Consider the following 20,441-nt stretch of genomic DNA (forward strand, 5'->3'; position numbering starts at 1 on the left):
TTCAATATCAATTATATTCAATAAAAGTTTTGGGGATAGTCATGAAGCAACGTTACCTTTTTATTACCCTCATCTTGCTTTCACTCCTGTCTTTATTTGTAGGAGTGAGCCATATTACACCGATGGATTTACTTCAATTTCAATCCGAAGAGACACAGATTTTTCTCATCAGTCGATTACCGAGATTGCTTGCGATCTTACTTGCTGGTGCGGGAATGAGCATCGCAGGCTTGATCATGCAAAGCTTGAGTCGAAACAAGTTTGTATCCCCTACGACAGTCGGAACCATAGATGCTGCCAGGCTTGGGATCCTTGTATCGATGATTGTGTTTGTGAATGCCTCGATACTTGAGAAGATGATTGTTGCCTTTGCATTTGCGTTAGCCGGCACGCTGCTTTTTATGCAAATACTCGATCGGATCAAGTTCAAGGATGCAGTCTTTATCCCCCTCGTCGGGTTGATGCTTGGGAATGTGTTATCTTCGGTGACAACGTTTTTTGCCTACAAGGCAAATGTGATTCAAAATATGGCGGCATGGCTGCAGGGTGATTTCTCATTAATCATGAAAGGTCGATATGAACTTTTATACATAAGCATTCCCATTATGATCATTGCTTATCTTTATGCGAATCGATTTACTGTCGCCGGGATGGGGGAGGACTTCTCAAAGAACCTTGGTGTTTCTTATCGCAAAATAGTGAATATTGGTCTCGTTCTCGTTGCGCTCATCACGGTGACAGTCGTATTGACCGTCGGGATGATTCCATTCCTGGGGTTGATCATACCCAATATCGTTTCCATCTTTAAAGGAGATCACTTACAGAAGACATTACCTCATACGGCCTTACTTGGAGCCATCTTCCTTCTTGTCTGTGATATTTTGGGTCGGGTCATCATCTACCCTTATGAAATTTCGATCAGTTTAATGGTTGGGGTCATCGGCAGTGCCATCTTCTTATACTTGCTGGTAAGGAGGAAGGCATATGCGTAATCGTTGGAAAATGCTTATTTTACTGGGGATTTCTCTATTATTCTGTGGTGTTTATTTATTTTACGAGCTAAATGGAAGCTATGATTATGCACTGCCTCGGCGGGGGATGAAGGTGCTTGCCATGGTCATTACGGGAGTCGCGATCGCCTATTCAACGGTCGTGTTTCAAACGATCACACATAATCGGATTTTAACACCGAGTATTATGGGGCTTGATTCTCTTTATCTTCTTCTTCAAACAGTAATGATCTTTTTCCTGGGATCGGATCACATACTTGTCATAAACAAGAATATAAACTTCTTATTATCGATTACAGCCATGATTGTATTTGCCCTTATCCTGTATCAATTATTATTTCGTCATAGTAATCAACCAATCTATTTTTTATTGTTGATCGGAATCATCGTTGGTACATTCTTTGGAAGCATCACCACATTCCTGCAAGTGTTGATTGATCCCAATGAATTTTTAATGGTTCAGGATAAGATGTTTGCGAGTTTCAATAACATTAATGCAGATCTGGTTTGGCTTGCCCTTTTCATTGTCACCATCGTGATGATGTTTGGCTGGAGAAAGATCCATTACCTGGATGTCATGTCATTGGGAAGGGAAATGTCCATTAATCTTGGCGTCCCGTACGATCAGATGGTGCGTCGTATGCTGGTGATTGCATCTGTGCTCATTGCTGTTTCTACCGCCTTGGTCGGGCCGATTACCTTTTTCGGGTTGATTGTCGCGAACTTAGCTTATCAATTCTTTCGGACCTACAAACATAGCATATTCATTACCGGTGCGAGCTTGATGAGTGTCATTGCCCTCGTTGGCGGACAGTGGATGGTAGAACGGATCTTCACGTTTTCCACGACTCTAAGCGTGATTGTGAACTTCATCGGAGGAATGTACTTTATATATCTTTTGTTAAAGGAGAGTAAAGCCAAATGATACACATTCGAGGGCTGTCCAAGTTTTACGGGAAAAAGCTGGTGGTTGAAGACGTGACTGTCACGATTCAACCTGGTCAAATCACTTCGTTCATTGGACCGAATGGTGCCGGGAAGTCTACCCTATTATCAATGGTAAGCCGTTTGCTAGATTCAGATAGTGGTGAAATCATACTGGATCAGGCCGATCTCAGGAAAATGAATTCAGACGATCTTGCCAAAAGAGTCGCGATCTTAAAGCAATCCAACTTTCTTAACGTCCGTTTGACGGTGAGGGAACTGGTATCGTTTGGACGATTTCCTTATTCGAAAGGACGATTGACAGAAGATGATGAGAGGGCAGTTAACCAGGCGCTTGATTATATGAATCTGGTGGACTTAGAGGGGAACTACTTAGAAGAATTATCAGGTGGGCAAAGGCAGCGGGCATTCATTGCCATGGTCATCGCCCAGGATACCGATTATATTCTCCTGGATGAACCCCTGAACAACCTGGACATGAAGCATTCGGTCCAGATTATGAAAATTCTGCGCAGATTAGTAGATGACCTGGGAAAGACGGTCGTCATCGTCCTGCATGACATTAACTTTGCCTCTGTTTATTCAGACAGAATCGTAGCGATGAAAAACGGAAAGGTCATTAGAGAAGGTTCAACAGATACCATCATACAAACCCAAACATTAAAGGAAATCTATGATATGGATATTCCTGTGCAACAGATGAATGACAATCGGATTTGTGTGTATTTTAATTCATAAAAAAAGAGGAGAAAAGAAAATGAAAAAATGGTCATTTATAACAATATTACTTACAGTCTTAGTAGTTTTGGCAGCGTGCGGTTCAAAGGAAGAATCAACGATAGAAGCGAAGAGGTCCAGTGGAAATGAAGAAACGAAAGAAATCACAGTAAAGCATGAGCTTGGCGAAACGAAAGTGAAACAAAACCCTGAAAAGGTAGTCGTGTTTGATTTCGGTGTCCTTGATACGTTAGATGAACTTGGAGTGGAAGTAGCGGGAGTACCGCAAGCAACCATTCCTCCATACCTGGAAAAGTACAGCAGCTCAGACTATACGAACGTAGGAAGTTTGAAAGAGGCGGATTTTGAAGCGATCAGCTCGATGAAGCCGGATGTGATTTTCATCTCTGCACGCCAATCGGAAATGTATGAAGAATTCGCAAAAATCGCTCCGACTGTGTATGTTCAAACGGATTATACCAATTACATGGAATCGTTCACGAATAACATGGAAACCATTGCAGAAATCTTTGATAAAGAAGATGAAATGAAGAAGGAATTAGAGGATGTTCAAGCAGAGGTCGACAGCATTAAAGAGAAAACTGGAGGCCTTGATAGCAAAGCATTGATCTTGATGGGGAATGAAGGAGAAGTAAGTGCATACGGACCGGGATCACGTTTCGGAATTCTTCACGATGTATTTGGATTCAAGCCTTCTGATGAAAACATAGAAGAATCCACTCACGGACAAAATGTTACGTTTGAATATGTATTGGAACAAAATCCAGATGTACTGTTTGTGATCGACCGTGATGCTGCATTTGATCCTAACGCAAGCGTCAAAGATTCAATTGAAAACGAACTTGTACAAAAGACGAACGCCTACAAAAAGGAAAAAATCGTATATCTGAATGGTGGCCCATGGTACCTTTCAGGAGGCGGACTTCAATCGATGAAACAAATGGTTGAAGATGCGAAGGCAGGTTTATAATATGTTTTATCAAATAAAGAGCCTGGCAGTGAAAGAGGGAACATCATCTAAAGTGGTTGAAAGGTTTTCTGGTGAGGGATTGATTGAAAAGCAGCCAGGGTTTATAGACTTAAAGGTCCTCGTCAAAAAAGTCCGCCGCGGCGACGAAGAAGTGATTGTCATGATTCAATGGGAGTCGGAAGCGGATTGGAAAAATTGGGAGAAGAGCCCTGAGCATATTGCAGGTCATAAAGCGAGTGCCGGCAAGCCTAAGCCCGACCATATCCTTGAATCGAGTCAACATGTGTATGAGGTAAAGGCAAGTAAATAATGAAATTAAGTGTCCTGAGTAATATCGGGACGCTTTTCTTTTATTTTCCATCTTGTCTAAATTCAAACAAAAGTTTAGAATATTAACAAAAGTTATTTTTCTTTATAGGGGTGGGAGCTTGTGAACGAAAAAGAAAAGCTTTTGTTGACGTATATTGAGGAAAATCCATTTATGACTCAACAGGAATTGTCCGAGCGAAGCGGGATGTCACGCTCAGCCGTTGCGGGGTATATTTCGAATCTGGTGAAGCAGGGGAAAATCATGGGGCGTGCGTATGTTCTTCCGAAGAAAAACGGGATCACGTGCATCGGGGGAGCGAATATCGACCGGAAGCTTCAGTTGGACGGAAAATTGATTGCTGAAACATCAAACCCTGCTAGAACAGAGCAATCCAGTGGTGGCGTGGCTCGCAATATTGCCGAGAATTTAGGACGGTTAGGAAAACTGGCCAATTTGATAACAGTTGTAGGAGAAGATACGGAAGGAAGCTGGCTTTTATCTCAAACGAAGTCGTATGCCGATGTATCCGCATCCCAGCGGCTTCTAAATGAAAGCACCGGGGCTTACTCCGCCATATTGGACGAACGAGGGGAAATGCTGTTTGCCCTTGCTGATATGAACATTTATGAAAGCGTTGACATTGGTTTTATTGATAAGAGATGGGGATTGATTTCTTCATCGGAAATGGTACTGCTTGACACCAATTTTCCAGAGGAAGTACTTAAATACATCATCCGCAGGTGTCAAACGGAGGGAGTGCCCCTTACGATCATCCCGGTTTCTGAACCGAAAGTGTTGAAGCTGCCAACATCATTGGAAGGGGTTTCTTGGTTCATATGCAACAAAGGGGAAGCAGAAACGTATTTAGGAATGACGATCGAGACAGAGGGTGACTATTTTAAAGCGGCCAAAGCCATCACTCAAAGGGGGGCGGAAAGGGTCGTGATTACCCGGGGAGATCAAGGATTAATTTATTACACTACTTATAAAGAGGCGAGAGCCGTTCTCCCTCCCAAGGTAGAAGTCGCTGATGTGACCGGTGCTGGAGATGCCCTTGTCGCAGGAATATTATTCGGTTATTTAAAAGGATCCGATACAGACGGAGCCTGCCGGATCGGGGTGATCTGCTCGTCGATTACTCTGCAATCTAAATTTACGGTGGCACCAACGTTGAACAAGACCAAGCTTCAACAAGAGTTTAGTCATTACTATTGATTAGGGGGAAAGGTACGTGAATATCAATTCATATATGGAATACTCACAGGAAGTATCAGAAGCAAGGAAGACGGGAAAGGCGATTGTGGCATTGGAATCAACGATTATTTCTCATGGAATGCCTTATCCACAAAATGTGAAAACCGCCCGTGAAGTAGAGGATATCGTTCGTTCAAAGGGGGCAGTGCCGGCAACGATTGCCATTTTGAACGGGAAAATCAAGATCGGATTGTCTCATGAAGAGCTTGAATATTTAGGACAGGCGACGGATGTGATCAAGGCAAGCCGCCGCGACATCCCATATATCCTTTCTTCTAAAAAGGACGGAGCGACTACGGTTGCTGCTACCATGATCTGCGCAGAGCTTGCTGATATTTCCGTTTTCGTGACAGGAGGCATTGGTGGTGTTCACAGAAATGCAGAGGTGACGATGGATGTTTCAGCGGATCTTGAAGAACTTGCCGTGACGAATGTGGCCGTTGTCTGCGCAGGCGCAAAATCCATTCTGGATATAGGCTTGACGATGGAATACTTGGAAACGAAAGGGGTGCCTGTTTTAGGATACGGAACAGAATCCTTACCTTCCTTTTACACAAGAAGCAGTCCTTTTTCAGTGAACTATAAAGTTGACACACCAGAAGAGACGGCAGACATTTTAAAAGCAAAATGGGATCTTGGCTTAAAGGGTGGCGTGGTGGTAGCTAACCCGATCCCTGACCAGGACGCACTGGATGAAAACGAGATGAATAGAATCATAGAAAGAGCATTAAAAGAAGCAGAAGAACAAGGGATTGCCGGAAAGGAAGCAACACCATTCCTCCTGGGCAAAGTAAAGGAATTAACAGACGGAAAGAGCCTTACAGCAAATATCGCACTTGTAAAAAACAATGCTCATGTAGGGGCAGATATTGCCGTTCAGTATGCAAAGCTTGCGAAGGTAGAAAGTTACTAATCTATGTGAAAAATAGTGAAACCTGGGCAGATGGTCATGCCCAGGTTTTTATTATGAAATGGATTAACCGTTTATATGTTTGAAGAGGTAGGGTAAAATGGTGGTAAATAACGTTACGAAAAAGGAAGGTACTATGGCTGATATGCAACCCTATCATGCATTGAGTGTTGATTCGATTCCAGTCCCGGCTGCAATAATAGATGTGAAAGGCCAAACTTTCATAGTAGAGAATGAAGAGTGGAAAGGATTGACCCTGCAAGAAGAAAATCTTCTTCAGAAAATTTTAGTAGAAAAGAATTGTTCGATCCGATTAAATCATTATACCTACACGGTTAAACGTAAACAGATAGATGAACAAAAAGAATTAGTGATGGTTGTTCCAGAGGTGTGTGGAGAGAAGCACGTTTCCCATGATTATTCGAATAACTCCCGCTCGGCCATATATGAGTCTCTTATTTTCAACACCCCGACGTGTGTTTGTATCCTTGATAACAAAGGGAAAGTAGTGGAAATGAACCAATCCTTCCAGGAGCTGTTTCATATTCCGAATACCGTTCTGGGTGAGTCTCTGTGTAATCAAACACCCCTTCAGAATCAAGCCTTTATCACCTTAGTGATGAACGGAATAAGGGGAGTGAATACAACCGGGGAAGAAGTAACCTTCATGATGAATAAGGAACGGAAGATTACATGCAATATTACAATCTCCCCGGCCAATTACAAAAGCGATGGGACCGTCGACAGTGTCGGAATCATCCTTCACGACATCACGGAAAAGAAAAACTATGAAAACGAACTGGTTTCATTGAAAGCGGAACTTGAGAACACACTTCGGCTCCAAAAGACAATCACCTACAAGATCAATAAGAGAGATAATGAATTTGTTATCGAGATGGCGGCAGGGGAGCTATTGAAAAAATTAAATCTGACTCCTTCAAAGGTGATTGGTAAAACCATTGAAGAAGTATTTGACTCCCATCATTTAGGTAAAATCCAGCCTAAATTAAAGCGCATATGGGAAACAGGGGAAGAGTTGACGTATGAGGATGAATACAAGGATTTAGAATATATCGCCTCCATCGTTCCAGTGGTACAAGATGGGAAAGTAGTGGAAATCATCTGCTCCATCTCAGATATTTCCCTGATCAAAGATATTCAGAGAAAACTGATCGAAAGCGAACAAAAGTATAAGTCGATTGTGAAATATAGCCCTGATAATATTTATATGGTTGATACAAAGGGGATCATCCAGGAAGTGAACCCCGCTGTGAAAACGCAGTGGAATCATATATCTCCTCATATGATCGGAAGTCACTTCAGTGAATTCATAGCAGAAGGCAGCCGTCAAACAGCCGTCAATCACTTTGAAGTCGCCCTTGAAGGAGAAGCGTCAAGGTTTGTCACCACCTTCGAAAATGGAGAAGGTGGCAAAAGCCATGTAGCGGTCACCAACATCCCGATCCGGGTCAAAAACAAGGTCATCGGGATTTATGGATTTGGACAGGACATCACAGAAAAACTGAAGATGGAAGAAGAACTAAAGGAAGCGAAAGAATTACTGGAAGCGTACTTCGAGCATGCCGGGGACGGAATTGTCCTTTTAGATCCAGAGGGAAGCGTATTAAAGGTCAATCAACAGTTTGAATCGATGTTCGGTTGGAATAAAGATGAAATTACAGGAAATAAAATCACTTTTATTCACCAGGAAGACCAGGTAGGACAATTCAAACAGAATTTAATGACCATCAAGGCCGGGAAGCGAATAAAGGATTATGAAACGGTGCGGTACCGAAAAGACGGGACACCGATCGAAATTGCCTTTAATATGAACCCGATCTTAAATGACGATGGAAACCTGATCGGAATTTCAGCCATCATAAGGGACTTATCCGAGAAGAAGCGAAATGAGGACTTACTGAAGAAATCAGAACAGTTAGCGATGATCGGACAGCTTGCAGCAGGAGTGGCCCATGAAATCAGAAACCCGCTGACGACACTGAAAGGCTTCCTTCAACTGATGAAAGAAAATGCGAAGGATGACTTTTACTTAGGGGTCATCCAGGGAGAGCTTGATCGCATCGAAATCATCACCAATGAATTTCTGGCATTGGCAAAACCAAGAGCCGTTCAATTTTCCCTGACTTCCCTGACGACCCTGCTCACAAGCTCAGTCGAATTCATTAAGATGGAATGCCTGAAGCAAGGAGTCGATGTAAGGTTCTCTGTGGAAGAAGCGGAAATCTATTGTGATTCCCATCAAATGAAACAAGTCATATTAAACGTCATGAAAAACGCCCTGGAAGCTATGCCTAGTGGGGGCCTCCTCAGTGTTCAGCTTGAAAAAGAAGACGGTTATGCGAAAATCTCCATCCAGGACAATGGAAATGGAATCCCGCCGGAGCGCATGAAGCATTTAGGAGAACCGTTCTACAGCACGAAAGAAAAAGGTACCGGTCTCGGACTGATGATTTGCCAAAAAATCATCAAAGAGCATCACGGCTCACTATCGATTCAAAGCAATGTAACCGAAGGGACGACTGTTACGATCTTGCTGCCGATTGCAAAAGAAAAATAGAAAGAACTCCACATGTGAGAGAGAACTCTTACTGTGGAGTTCTTTTATTTTGTCGATTTAACCAAGGGAAGTAATCCGACAAAAATTGTAAAAAGTGAGTGGTTCCAAGCTATCAATCACTGATATTTTCCGGGAAATAGTACGTTCTACAAATTTCTTATTTCTCTTTTCATTCTTAAGAACTTGTCTACTAATGGCGATTAGATGGAGCACATCGCCAAGTTTCAACATACTGGAAAAAGGTTAAAGAGAGAGAAAGAGGTGAGGAGAGATGGAGACAAACGTCTTTATAAGTGGTGGAGGAATTGGCGGACTGACACTCGGCTTGAAATTAGCGCAGTGCAATATAGACGTAACGGTTGTGGAACGTTTACCAGGTCCAGGTTCCGTATACAAAGGCGAACTCCTCCAGCCGAAAAGCCTGGAAATATTTGATTCCCTTGGAGTCATCGACTCCGTCTTCGAAAATGGCCATATCATTTCCGATTTGGAACTCATTGAATTGAAAAATGCTAAATCAAAAGCGGAAAATTCCACGATGAGCTACTCGATCCTTCCCAGTCGATACCCTTATTCATTAATGATCCATCATGAAACGTTAAAGGAGATCTTACGGGATAAAGGGCAGGAGTATCCAACATTTCATTATCGATCGAATACAGTATGTAAGAAAATAGACGGTCATACGGTGACCATCGAGGATCGGGAGACGAAAGAGATACAAGAGATTCATAGTGATTTCATTATCGGGGCGGAAGGAAGAAGCTCTGTCACCCGTGACTATATGGAAGTGGAGGTGAAGGGAAAAAAGTACAACCATCATTTCTTGACGGTTACATTTCCACGGCCCAAGGAAATGAAGAAGGGACGCATCATTTCTACATATCAATCATTCCTGGGGCTGTTCCCGTTGCCAAACGATGAAGTACGATCCGTCTATCTCATCCCGGCAGGGGAATATAAAACTCTCAGGAAAAAACCGATTTCAGAATTTCATAAGCTCTATATCCAATTGTGCCCGGATCTCGATGGGTACGTGAACCAAATTGAGGACTGGAAGAAAATCCAGCTGATGGTCCCGTTGAAATATCATGCGGAAACTTACGTGAAGGACCATCTTGCCCTGATCGGGGATGCCGTCCACACGGTACACCCCATGGCAGGAGAAGGAATGAATATGGCGATACAGGATGGGAGCATTCTTGGAGAATTGCTGTGTGATATGTATTCAGCAGGTAAATTAGATCCGGCTAATCTGGAATGGTATCCGAAGGTCCGGAAAAGAAGGGTGGCCCATCAAATGCATCTCAGTCATTTATCGGCCCTCGTTTATTCGTATCCGTATCGCCCGGTTGGCTGGCTGAGGAACAAGAGCCTGCAGCGCATGGAAAGGGATTCAATCTCGCAATACAAGCAGATGCTGAACATATCCGGTCTCGGCATGTGGAGGGAAACCCTGTACGACCGGATGGTCCAGGGGGGAGTGCTCCCAATCAGAAAGGATTCGTTGACAGAAGAAGAAAAATCCCACACAAAATTTACGGAAGTCCAGGATTACCCCTGGAAAGGGAAGGAGGCACTACAATGATCGGAGAAATGGTGAAAGTATGGCGGGCAAGAACTTGGATGAAAAAGAATGTGCCGTTCCTGTACAGCTGGCATGCCTATGTAGGGTATGAAATGGATCTGTTTGACAGCTTTACAAAGCCAGCCTCCATACAGGAAGTGGCACTTGCTAAAAATATCGAAATGGACCTCCTCGAACAGTGGGTGGAGGTCGGCATCACCATCAAGCATATGAAGCGGGTGGAGGATGAGAAAGTCACCACAAGGAACCGCTGGAAGCTGCCGACTTCAAAGAAAGACCCACATTCATCAGGTATTTTGCTGAAAGAAATGATGGAGCTGCACATACCCGCCATGTTGTCGTATCCTCAATTATTGCGCAATCAAACGAAGCAGCATTTCAACTCGGATGTCCATGGCTCGACTGTAGCGAAAACGTCGATCCTGTTAGAGCGCTTTGCCTTTCCGAAGGTGCAGAAGGCAATAAAAAAATACAATGTGAATTCTATACTGGACTTAGGCTGTGGGGAAGGCGGGTATGTGAAAAGAATAGGAGATCGCCATCCTGATAAGAGAATGGTAGGGATCGAGATTCATGAAGCCGTCGCAAAGGCTGCAGAAGAGTCGCTTAGTGACTATAAAAATATTGAAATCCTTTGTAAGGACCTGCATGAATATGAGCCCGGTCAGCTCTTTGACATGATCATGGCCAATAATCTCTTTCACTATATCGATCCATCCGAAAGACTGCAATTCTTTGAAAAAGCATCGACATGGCTTGAAAAAGAAGGCTTGTTCTTTGTTCTGACCCCGATGCAGAAGTCAAAGCACGGGCAGCAGTTTTCCAGCGCCTTCAACAGCTTCTTCATGACATTCCAGAACCTGTATCCGATTCCGTCTCAGAAGGAAATGGAGACATTGGCAGGTAAAACGAATTTCAAGGTGGAGTCCGTCGAACCAATCGTGAAAGAAGGCGGATGGTATGTGATGATATTCAGGAAGAACTGATCCTTGTGGTGGGGATTGGTTTTTTTGTTTGGGCGTATGTCGATTTGTATCGTTTTATCCTTAGTCGATAATATAATCCTAATGTCGAAAATATATAGGGAAACTCGATAATAAAGAGTTTCACAACCCCTTTGAGGTACCGCATCAATACACATTTGTCCCTTTCCCGAACCAATATTCAATCTCGTATAATAAAAAACACCGTTGAGGGTGCAATTCTTAAGGCAAATCAATCAAAATAGTTCAGCAGCTGAATCTCGGACATATTTTGACAGTCAAATTCCGTTTAAAAATCAACTGTTAAATATCCAGCGAAATTCAACAGTCAAAATTTTCACCCACCGTACACATCCGTCACAATTATTTTCACTAAAAAGGGTAATCACTTGTCATTTTAGGGTAAAAATAGAAAAGATGATTACAGATGTGGAGGAGAGCCAATTGAGTAGACAGGATGTATATGATTGTATCGGTATCGGGATCGGGCCGTACAATTTAAGTTTGGCGGCATTAATGGAGGAGAAGACGGATCTGCAGGTGAAGTTTTTCGATCAGACTCCGGAGTTTCAGTGGCATCCGGGGATGTTGATCAATCTGACGGATCTGCAGGTTCCATTTATTGCGGATTTGGTGACGTTTGCAAATCCACAAAGCCGGTACAGTTATTTGAATTATTTACATACTCATAATCGCTTATATAAATTCTTCTTTTTTCAAAAGTTTGAAATGCCAAGGCAGGAGTACAATGATTATGCCCGCTGGGTGGTGAGTCAGCTTAGCTGCTGTCAATTTCATAGTGAAGTGATCGGGGTCACGGATGAGGGCAACTGCTATAAGGTTGTGATCGATAACCGGTTGACCGACGAGCGTGAGATTTATTATGCGAAGCATGTGGTGATGGGCACGGGAAGCAAGCCGTTGATTTTAGACGGAATGGATGGTCTGCCGGATGTGGACGTCCATCACACGAGTAAGTATCTGTTCCATAAAAACACGACGATGGAAGGGTCCTCGATTACGATTGTAGGGTCCGGGCAAAGTGCTGCCGAGGTGTTCTTTGATTTATTAAAGGAGCAGGAGAACAGGTCTTACCAGCTGACATGGCTGACCCGTTCCGAGGGGATTTTGCAGCTCGAGTCGTCGAAGCTGGGACAGGAATTCTTTGCCCCTGACTATGTGGATTATTTTCATGGACTGACGTATGAGAAGCGTGTGGAGGCATTAGCAACGTTAGATCAGCTCAGAAACGGGATCGATCCGGATACCCTCAATAATATTTACAATATCCTTTATAATCATTCGGTCAGTAATAGCTCGCCGGACATTACGATCCAGCCTTTAACGGAAGTGAGTAAGATTCGGAAAGAGGAGGATCAGTACGTACTGAATTGCCGTCAATGGCAGGAAGAGCGTGATTTTTCATATCAGACGGATAAGGTGATTTTGGCGACGGGTTATAAGCCGAATATTCCCGAATGGTTTTTTGAGGAGTTCGAGGACAAAATCGTCTGGGAAGATGAGAAGAAGTATAAAGTCTCGCGGAATTATAAGCTGGAATTCAAAGAGAACAAAGACCGGGGGCATCATTTCTATACGGTGACGAGCCTGGAGCATTCTCACGGTGCAGGGGCAACGAACTTAGGGTTGGCTGTGGACCGGAATATTCAAATCATCAATGACATCGTTGGTAAAGAGGTATATGAAGTGCAGAGGAACACGATTTTTTCTCAATTCACGATGGATAAATAAGGGAGTCGTGTTTGAATGTATGCACAAAGGGTAAAGTACATGTGTGATAAAAAAACAAACGATAACTAGGAGTGTTTCAATTTTATGGCTAAAATAGCAACGTTAATCACAGACATGTTTGAAGACGTAGAATTTACAGATCCTGAAAAAGCGTTTAAAGAAGCGGGTCACGAAGTTGTGACGATCGAAAAAGAAAAAGGGAAATCTGTGAAAGGGAAGCAGGGCGATGCAACGGTGAAAATCGATGAAAGTATCGATAGCGTCAATCCTGCAGACTTCGATGCCTTATTATTACCAGGTGGATTCTCTCCCGATCAGCTGCGTGCAGATGACCGTTTCGTGAAATTTACAAAGCATTTCATGGATGAGAAAAAACCGGTATTCGCGATTTGCCATGGTCCACAATTATTAATTACGGCAAAAGCACTGGAAGGACGAAAAGCGACAGGCTTCAAGTCCATTAAAGTAGATATGGAATATGCAGGTGTGACATACGAGGATAAAGAAGTCGTCGTATGTGGCAACCAGCTTGTGACAAGCAGGACACCGGATGATCTTCCGGCATTCAACCGTGAATCACTGGCGCTCCTTTCTAAATAGGACAATTAAATGAAAGGGGACATTCCCCAAGGTATTTTGTACCTTTGAGGGAATGTCCCTTTTTTCATATAACGACTGACTATTATTTACGCAGGTTACCCATCTCTTCAATGATCGCAGTCATTTCACTAGGGCTGAATCTGTCCTTGCGATCGACCATTACATAAAGGTCATGAAGATCTTCATACATTTCTTCATTGAAATCTTCAGGCTTTACGGCACCGGCATTGACTATTTTCAATTTTTCTTTAATGGCTGTGACCATGAACTCGATATTTTCCGTTGTGTTTTGTGATAAATCCATTAGGGATCGTCCTTTCTAACGTGCATTCATTACATTTATCTTTCCATGATTCGTCCACCCTGTCAACATAACTTCCAACTGAGAAGGATTTTTTTTGGAGAATGTTTTACACTATTAAGGAATGGGAAATGAGTAGGTAAGTTAAAACGTTAGGAGAGGCACGTTCATGGTATCTGTGTTGTTTGTATGTTTGGGAAATATTTGCCGGTCCCCTATGGCGGAGGCGATATTCAGGGCAAAGGTTAAAGAAGAGAATCTGGATGGCGTGATTGAGGTTGACTCTGCAGGCACGGGAGATTGGCATGTCGGGAAGAAACCTCATGAAGGAACTTTAGCCGTTCTTAGAGAAAATAATATAAAGAGTGATGGTTTGCTGGCGCGACAATTTCATGGTGAAGATAAGAAATATGATTACATCGTGGCCATGGACGCTTCGAATGTACAAAACATGAAGAAGATTCTTGATCGTGATCATCACGTAAAGGTGTTCAAGCTCCTGGACCTGGTGGAAGAAAGCCGGGAGAAAGATGTTCCCGATCCGTATTTCACGGGGAATTTTCAAGAAGTGTATGATCTTGTGGAGTCGGGCTGCATCCAGTTATTAGAAAAAATAAAAAAAGACAATCAATTGAAGGAGGGTAATACATATGGGAAGCAATAAATTTTTCAAAGGGGTTTTGTTAGGTGCCGTGGCAGGAGGGCTGGTTTCCCTCTTGGATAGAACGACCCGTCAGGAAATGGGTACATCTTTAAAGAACAGTGGGAATTATATTTCAACATACTCAAAAAATCCTCAAAGACTGGTCGAGTCATCGAAGGAAGTGTATGAGAAATTACGTACGACAGCTGATCAGGTCAGCAGGGATATTCAATTCATCAGTGAAAAGGTAGATGAAATCAAAGGGATGACCCCACAGGTGAAAGAAATCATCGAGGAAACGAAAGAAACCTTTGAAGACTCTTCAGAAGCTTATAAAGATACGTTTTCAGATAGGGAAACATCAAATGAACTAACAACTCAGGATGAAGAGAGCCAACCTATTGCGTCTTCATTTAAGGGGTATTAACGAAACGAGGTGAGAACATGTCGGATGAGACGGTCAAAGGAGGATGGAAAGGATTTTCAAAAAGTCTTTTCTCAAATATTAGTGCGAATGATGTAACGGGGCTGGCCGCACAAATTGCCTATTACTTTCTTTTATCGCTCTTTCCACTGCTGATATTTATCGTAACACTCTTGCCGTACCTTCCCGTCGAGCAGGGGGACATACTGGGGCTGGTCAGGGATTTTGCACCGGGTGAAACGATGTCCATGATCGAGGAAACCCTACAGGACGTCATGTCGAACCGGAATTCCGGTTTACTGTCTGTCAGTATCATCGCCACGATATGGTCGGCATCCAATGGGATGAATGCCATCGTGAAAAGTTTAAATCGTGCCTATGATGTAGAGGAAACAAGATCATTCATTGCGACCCGTCTCATGTCTATTCTATTGACACTAGCCATGATTCTCGTATTTGTCATAGCTCTTTTACTTCCGGTGTTCGGGAAACAGATCGGTCTTTTATTATTTTCTCAATTCGGATTTTCAGAGCAATTTTTAACGGTATGGAACGGGATTCGCTGGGCGATCAGTCCCATCATCCTGTTTATTATTTTCGTTGGGCTGTATTTCTTTGCTCCAAGTAAACGGATCAAATGCTTAAGTGCGTTCCCGGGGGCAATCTTTGCGACGCTTGGCTGGGTACTCGCATCCTTGGCCTTTTCTTATTACGTCGGAAGCTTTGGGAATTATTCAGCCACATACGGCAGCATCGGAGGGATCATCGTCCTCATGATCTGGTTCTACTTAACGGGAATCATCATCATGATCGGCGGGGAAATCAATGCACTGGTCACGATTAAAGATAAAGATTCGTGTTAAAATAGGGGAAATCACTCCCCGGACATAGTACAGGTTCAAGTAGGGGAAGATTCTATTAAACATTCGTGTTTAAGGGGGTCTTCTTTTTTGATGTGAAATAGAAAGCGAGGTGGAGCCTATGTTGATTGCTGCGATGGTGGAGAGGCTTGGTATCATTGTAACCATAGCCTTTGTCATGACGAGGATCAGTTTCTTCCGTCATTTAATCGAGAAGCGGACCCATGTGAAGAAAACCCAGACACTGCTCCTCATCCTGCTGTTTGGATTCTTCGGGATCATCGGTACATATACAGGGTTGATTGTGAATCCGTTTCAAGAGGAATACACGAAATGGCAGTGGCATCTTCAACAGAATGAAGCGATCGCCAACTCAAGGGTGATCGGTGTCGTAGTCGCTGGGTTACTGGGTGGTCCATGGATTGGACTTGGAGCAGGATTGGTCGCAGGAGTCCATCGGTATTTTCTTGGAGGCTTCACGGCATTCTCCTGCGGGATTTCGACGGTGTTAGCTGGATTACTGGCTGGGTGGATCGGGAAGCGGGAAAAGAAGAACCGGCTTGTTTCCCCTCAAAAAGCGTTTTTGGTTGGTTTTGTGGCAGAAGGGATGCAGATGCTTCTCATTCTTCTATTATCAAAGCCATTTGATGATGCTTATTTACTCGTTTCCGATATCGGATGGCCGATGATCCTTGCAAATGGAGTCGGAGCCGGGATTTTCCTGTTGATCATTAAAAGTGTTTTTTATGAAGAAGAGCGAATGGGAGCGGCTCAATCCCAGAAAGCACTGCGATTGGCTGATAGCACGGTGAAATACATGCGAAAAGGATTGAATGTCTCCTCTGCACAGGCAACGTGTGAAATCCTGATGAGAGATGTGAACGCTCTGGCAGTTTCCATCACGAACACTTCCCACATCCTCGCTCATGTTGGTCTGGCCTCGGATCACCATCAACAAGGGCGCCCGATTCAAACGGAGGCGACAAAACGGGTCATTGAAACGGGAGAGCTCATGAAGGTGGGAAGAGAAGATATTCAATGTGACCGGAATGGATGCCCATTGGGAGCCGCGATCATGGCCCCCCTTTTAAAAGGGGATGAAATTGTCGGAACGCTTAAATTCTACTTTCATTCGGAAAAAGAGATCTCGCCGATCCTGATGGAATTAACGAAGGGGATCGCAACCCTGCTTAGCCATCAGCTTGAACTGGCGGAAATCGATACCCATAAAGAGCTTGCGAAAGAGTCTGAAGTAAAGGCGCTGCAGGCACAGATCAATCCACATTTCTTGTTCAATACCATCAATGTCATCGTGTCGTTGACGAGGATCAATCCCGATAAGGCCAGGACCCTGCTGATTTCACTATCTCAATTTGTGCGTCAGAATTTGACAGGAAGCACAAAATCCACCTCGACCCTTAAAGAAGAAGGACAGCATGTAAAGGCTTATCTCGCCATTGAAGAAGCACGATTCTTTGACCGGCTGGAAGTGGTGTATGAGATTGATGAAGATTCTCTGCAGGCTAAAGTTCCGTCTATTACCCTTCAGCCCATTGTTGAAAATGCGATTAAGCACGGGATGAAGAATGTGGAGGAAGGATTTGTGTTAAAGATATCGATTGATTCGAATGGTGATAGGGTGACTGTCCGTGTGGAGGATAACGGTGCCGGGATCGATGAAGAGAGGGTGGAGAAGCTTTTGCTTGAGCCCGTAGAATCACAGTCAGGTACAGGAATCGGGCTCTATAACGTGAACAAGCGATTGGAAATGATGATGGGGAAAGGATCAGGTCTATCGATCACATCATCAATAGGAAACGGAACCGCCGTTGAATTTACGGTAAGGAGTGAAAAAGGATGAAAGTCGCCATTATTGATGATGAGCCCTATAGCCGGGAGGAGATGAAGCATCTCTTAAGCGGTTATTCATGGGTGGAAGTAGTCGGTGAAGCAAGTTCTGCTGAAAAGGGATTGGAAATCATTTTAACAAAAGAACCCGACGTCTTATTTCTTGATATTGAAATGCCGGGGATGAGCGGAGTCGACTTAGCGGAAGCCCTGCAAAAAATGAAGCACAAACCGGAAATCGTCTTTGCCACTGCCTATCCGGATTATGCCCTTAAAGCGTTCCGGGTGGAAGCCGTTGACTACTTATTGAAGCCCTTTGAAGAAGATCAGCTCGCTCAAACGATGGAGCGGTTGAAGAATCTTTTGAAAGTGGGAATGAAAGAGCAGAGCGGGAGCCCGTCCATGGGGAAACTTGCGGTTCAGGATGAAGATAAAATTGTATTCATCAGCCCGAAAGACATTCTATATATCTTCCGAGAAGAGCGGGAAACCTTCATATGTACGGAGAAGAAGAAGTATACGTGCCGCTTGCCGATCAAGGAATTGGAATCGAAGCTCAATACATACCCATTTTTCCGGGTTCATAAAAGCTACCTCGTTCAGCTGCCATTTGTGGAGGAGCTCATCCCGTGGGGAAGCGGCGTATTTCAGTTGAAGGTTCATGGAGCGGATGAGGCGATTCCGGTGAGCAGGAATTATGTGAAGGAATTGAGGGAGCGGTTGGAGTTGTAGGTATTTGGTTAGTACCAGGTACAAGGTAGAGGATTTGTACCTGGTACATATGCGGGTTATTGTTCCAGGTACAATTTTGGCTTTGGGTGTCTGGTACAAATCGCGCATTCGGAGCCGCGCACCAAGCTGTTCATCAGTAACACCTTCTCTTCTTTCTCTGCACATTAACCCCCGCTCAGAACATCTTAACCCCGATTTCCGACATCTTGAACAGAATGTGACGAAACGGTGAATATGCTTGCTATAATGAAAGCGTATTCATAAATGAGCGAAAGGGGATCATAAGCATGGTTACATTTCTGGTCTCGATTGTTGTATTAATTATCGGTTATTTCACATATGGAAAATTAATTGAAAAGATTTTTGGAATCAATGAAAGTCGTTCGACTCCTGCTTATGCGAAGGCGGATGGAGTGGATTATGTACCAATGAAAACAGGTAAGAACTCCATGATCCAGCTGTTGAATATCGCGGGTGTAGGACCCATTTTCGGTCCGATAATGGGAGCACTTTATGGACCGGTTGCCTTCCTTTGGATCGTACTTGGTGCAATTTTTGCCGGAGCGGTTCATGATTACTTAACGGGAATGATATCGATCCGTAACGGTGGAGCTCATTTACCGGAGCTTGCAGGACGATTCCTTGGTAAGACGATGAAGCATGTGGTGAACGCATTCTCGATTCTATTACTCGTGCTGGTTGGTACGGTTTTCGTTACAGCACCTGCAGCATTGATCGCGAATCTGACTCCTGCTTGGATTTCTTTAGGTGTCATTATCGCTGCAATTTTTATTTATTATATTGTCGCAACCCTATTACCGATTGATAAAATCATCGGTAAAGTATACCCACTTTTCGGAGCCCTGCTTGTAGTGAGTGCAGTTGGTATCGGAGCGGGATTAGTGATTACCGGGGCGGATATTCCCGAGATCAGCTTAACGAATATGCATCCTGAATCAGTAGCGATTTTCCCATTATTATTCTTGACGATTTCTTGTGGGGCACTTTCAGGCTTCCATGCCACACAATCACCAATCATTTCAAGAACAACGCAAAATGAAAAGAACGGACGCAAAATTTTCTACGGTATGATGATTCTAGAAGCGATCATTGCGATGATCTGGGCAGCAGCTGCCATGAGCTTATTCCAGCCAGGTGAACTGAATGCCATCCTGAAAGAAGGCGGACCTGCAGCGGTTGTAAGTGAAGTATCGATCCTTATGCTTGGATCAATTGGTGGAACACTTGCTATCCTTGGAGTTATCATTCTTCCTATCACATCTGGTGATACATCATTCAGAAGTGCGCGTATGATCATTGCCGATTATATCAAAGTAGGACAAGTGAAAATGTCCAGCAGACTTTGGATTGCGATTCCATTGTTCGTGATCTCGGTCGTGTTGACACGAATCGACTTTAACCTATTATGGAGATACTTCTCCTGGGCGAACCAATCGACAGCCATGATCGCCCTTTGGGTAGGTGCCATGTATCTGGCCCTTCAAAAGAAACCTCACTGGGTCGCAACGATTCCAGCGATCTTCATGACGATGGTGACCTTCACGTATATCCTGAGTGCTCCGATCGGTTTCGGTTTATCAATGGGCACGGCGTATATGGGAGCAACAGTCGTAACCATCGCCGCAATCTTAGCCTTTATTTACACATTAAGAAAACGCTTGAACGATGGATCCGTCATTCAAGTCGACGAGGACGTTCCTCAATCAGCAGCCTAATTGGGAAAGAGTTTTCCGGTAATTACCGGGAGACTCTTTTCTTTATTTGCACAAAATAAGAATGGTTCAAAAACCACAAGTTTTCTTGATGACGACTAATTATTAGGAGTGATTCAGAATGACAAAGAAAACGAAAAAAGACGGCGGTACAAAGCAAAACGGCAAGCACAAACCGAAACAGAAAACATCCGGTTCTGCAAACGGGCAGAATGGATACCACTAGAACAGGACGGCCAATCCTTTACGGATTGGCTTTTTT

19 protein-coding genes are annotated in these 20,441 nt (G+C 43.7%); 18 read left to right on the forward strand and 1 reads right to left on the reverse strand.

Annotated features, from left to right (window positions below; all coding sequences use genetic code 11):
- Positions 1-41 precede the first annotated feature (41 nt).
- From ACQKFO_RS08245 to ACQKFO_RS08300, 12 genes are all read left to right on the forward strand, one after another.
- Positions 42-992, forward strand: a complete 951-nt coding sequence (locus tag ACQKFO_RS08245; RefSeq protein WP_148994975.1) for an ABC transporter permease — start codon at positions 42-44, stop codon at positions 990-992.
- Positions 985-1,935, forward strand: a complete 951-nt coding sequence (locus tag ACQKFO_RS08250) for an iron chelate uptake ABC transporter family permease subunit (protein ID WP_427597909.1) — start codon at positions 985-987, stop codon at positions 1,933-1,935. The genes ACQKFO_RS08245 and ACQKFO_RS08250 overlap by 8 nt, the downstream gene beginning before the upstream one ends.
- Positions 1,932-2,693, forward strand: a complete 762-nt coding sequence (locus ACQKFO_RS08255; protein ID WP_427597910.1) for an ABC transporter ATP-binding protein — start codon at positions 1,932-1,934, stop codon at positions 2,691-2,693. The genes ACQKFO_RS08250 and ACQKFO_RS08255 overlap by 4 nt, the downstream gene beginning before the upstream one ends.
- Positions 2,694-2,712: 19 nt before the next feature.
- The gene (locus ACQKFO_RS08260; protein ID WP_427597911.1) at positions 2,713-3,663 is read left to right on the forward strand and encodes a siderophore ABC transporter substrate-binding protein; all 951 of its coding nucleotides are present in this window, start codon (positions 2,713-2,715) and stop codon (positions 3,661-3,663) included.
- Between the two features lies 1 nt (position 3,664).
- Positions 3,665-3,973 carry an antibiotic biosynthesis monooxygenase family protein gene (locus ACQKFO_RS08265; protein ID WP_148994972.1) on the forward strand — a complete coding sequence of 103 codons (309 nt, stop codon included), beginning with the start codon at positions 3,665-3,667 and terminating at the stop codon, positions 3,971-3,973.
- Between the two features lie 120 nt (positions 3,974-4,093).
- The gene (locus ACQKFO_RS08270) at positions 4,094-5,188 is read left to right on the forward strand and encodes a carbohydrate kinase (protein WP_427597912.1); all 1,095 of its coding nucleotides are present in this window, start codon (positions 4,094-4,096) and stop codon (positions 5,186-5,188) included.
- Between the two features lie 34 nt (positions 5,189-5,222).
- Positions 5,223-6,140: a pseudouridine-5'-phosphate glycosidase gene (locus tag ACQKFO_RS08275; RefSeq protein ID WP_427598875.1), complete on the forward strand. Its 918-nt coding sequence runs from the start codon at positions 5,223-5,225 to the stop codon at positions 6,138-6,140.
- Positions 6,141-6,237: 97 nt separating this feature from the next.
- Positions 6,238-8,715, forward strand: coding sequence for a PAS domain S-box protein (locus ACQKFO_RS08280; RefSeq protein WP_427597913.1), 2,478 nt, complete (start codon positions 6,238-6,240; stop codon positions 8,713-8,715).
- Positions 8,716-8,986: 271 nt separating this feature from the next.
- Positions 8,987-10,303, forward strand: coding sequence for an FAD-dependent oxidoreductase (locus tag ACQKFO_RS08285; protein WP_427597914.1), 1,317 nt, complete (start codon positions 8,987-8,989; stop codon positions 10,301-10,303).
- Complete coding sequence (locus ACQKFO_RS08290; RefSeq protein WP_427597915.1) at positions 10,300-11,289, forward strand: class I SAM-dependent methyltransferase; 990 nt, start codon at positions 10,300-10,302, stop codon at positions 11,287-11,289. The genes ACQKFO_RS08285 and ACQKFO_RS08290 overlap by 4 nt, the downstream gene beginning before the upstream one ends.
- 441 nt (positions 11,290-11,730) lie before the next feature.
- Positions 11,731-13,038 carry a lysine N(6)-hydroxylase/L-ornithine N(5)-oxygenase family protein gene (locus ACQKFO_RS08295; RefSeq protein WP_427597916.1) on the forward strand — a complete coding sequence of 436 codons (1,308 nt, stop codon included), beginning with the start codon at positions 11,731-11,733 and terminating at the stop codon, positions 13,036-13,038.
- A gap of 84 nt (positions 13,039-13,122) precedes the next feature.
- Positions 13,123-13,638: a type 1 glutamine amidotransferase domain-containing protein gene (locus tag ACQKFO_RS08300; protein WP_427597917.1), complete on the forward strand. Its 516-nt coding sequence runs from the start codon at positions 13,123-13,125 to the stop codon at positions 13,636-13,638.
- 82 nt (positions 13,639-13,720) lie between these two features.
- Here the strand turns inward: ACQKFO_RS08300 and ACQKFO_RS08305 are convergent, their stop codons facing one another.
- The gene (locus tag ACQKFO_RS08305) at positions 13,721-13,942 is read right to left on the reverse strand and encodes a DUF1128 domain-containing protein (protein WP_044338940.1); all 222 of its coding nucleotides are present in this window, start codon (positions 13,940-13,942) and stop codon (positions 13,721-13,723) included.
- A 166-nt stretch (positions 13,943-14,108) separates the two neighbouring features.
- On the opposite strand from ACQKFO_RS08305, the gene ACQKFO_RS08310 reads away from it, so the two are divergent.
- The 6 genes from ACQKFO_RS08310 to ACQKFO_RS08335 all read left to right on the forward strand — a co-directional run bounded on the left by ACQKFO_RS08310 (position 14,109) and on the right by ACQKFO_RS08335 (position 20,182).
- Positions 14,109-14,603 carry a low molecular weight protein-tyrosine-phosphatase gene (locus tag ACQKFO_RS08310; RefSeq protein ID WP_427597918.1) on the forward strand — a complete coding sequence of 165 codons (495 nt, stop codon included), beginning with the start codon at positions 14,109-14,111 and terminating at the stop codon, positions 14,601-14,603.
- The gene (locus ACQKFO_RS08315) at positions 14,590-15,009 is read left to right on the forward strand and encodes a hypothetical protein (protein ID WP_427597920.1); all 420 of its coding nucleotides are present in this window, start codon (positions 14,590-14,592) and stop codon (positions 15,007-15,009) included. Before ACQKFO_RS08310 ends, ACQKFO_RS08315 begins: the two co-directional genes overlap by 14 nt.
- A gap of 17 nt (positions 15,010-15,026) precedes the next feature.
- Positions 15,027-15,869 carry a YihY/virulence factor BrkB family protein gene (locus ACQKFO_RS08320; protein WP_427597921.1) on the forward strand — a complete coding sequence of 281 codons (843 nt, stop codon included), beginning with the start codon at positions 15,027-15,029 and terminating at the stop codon, positions 15,867-15,869.
- Between the two features lie 118 nt (positions 15,870-15,987).
- A complete protein-coding gene (locus ACQKFO_RS08325; RefSeq protein WP_427597922.1) occupies positions 15,988-17,727 on the forward strand; it encodes a LytS/YhcK type 5TM receptor domain-containing protein in 1,740 nt (579 codons plus the stop codon).
- Positions 17,724-18,446 carry a LytR/AlgR family response regulator transcription factor gene (locus tag ACQKFO_RS08330; protein ID WP_427597923.1) on the forward strand — a complete coding sequence of 241 codons (723 nt, stop codon included), beginning with the start codon at positions 17,724-17,726 and terminating at the stop codon, positions 18,444-18,446. The genes ACQKFO_RS08325 and ACQKFO_RS08330 overlap by 4 nt, the downstream gene beginning before the upstream one ends.
- 287 nt (positions 18,447-18,733) lie before the next feature.
- On the forward strand, positions 18,734-20,182 hold the full coding sequence (locus ACQKFO_RS08335; RefSeq protein ID WP_324746740.1) for a carbon starvation CstA family protein: 1,449 nt from the start codon (positions 18,734-18,736) through the stop codon (positions 20,180-20,182).
- Positions 20,183-20,441: the final 259 nt, after the last annotated feature.

The organism is Rossellomorea sp. NPDC071047 (genome assembly GCF_050270195.1).
GTDB lineage: Bacteria > Bacillota > Bacilli > Bacillales > Bacillaceae_B > Rossellomorea.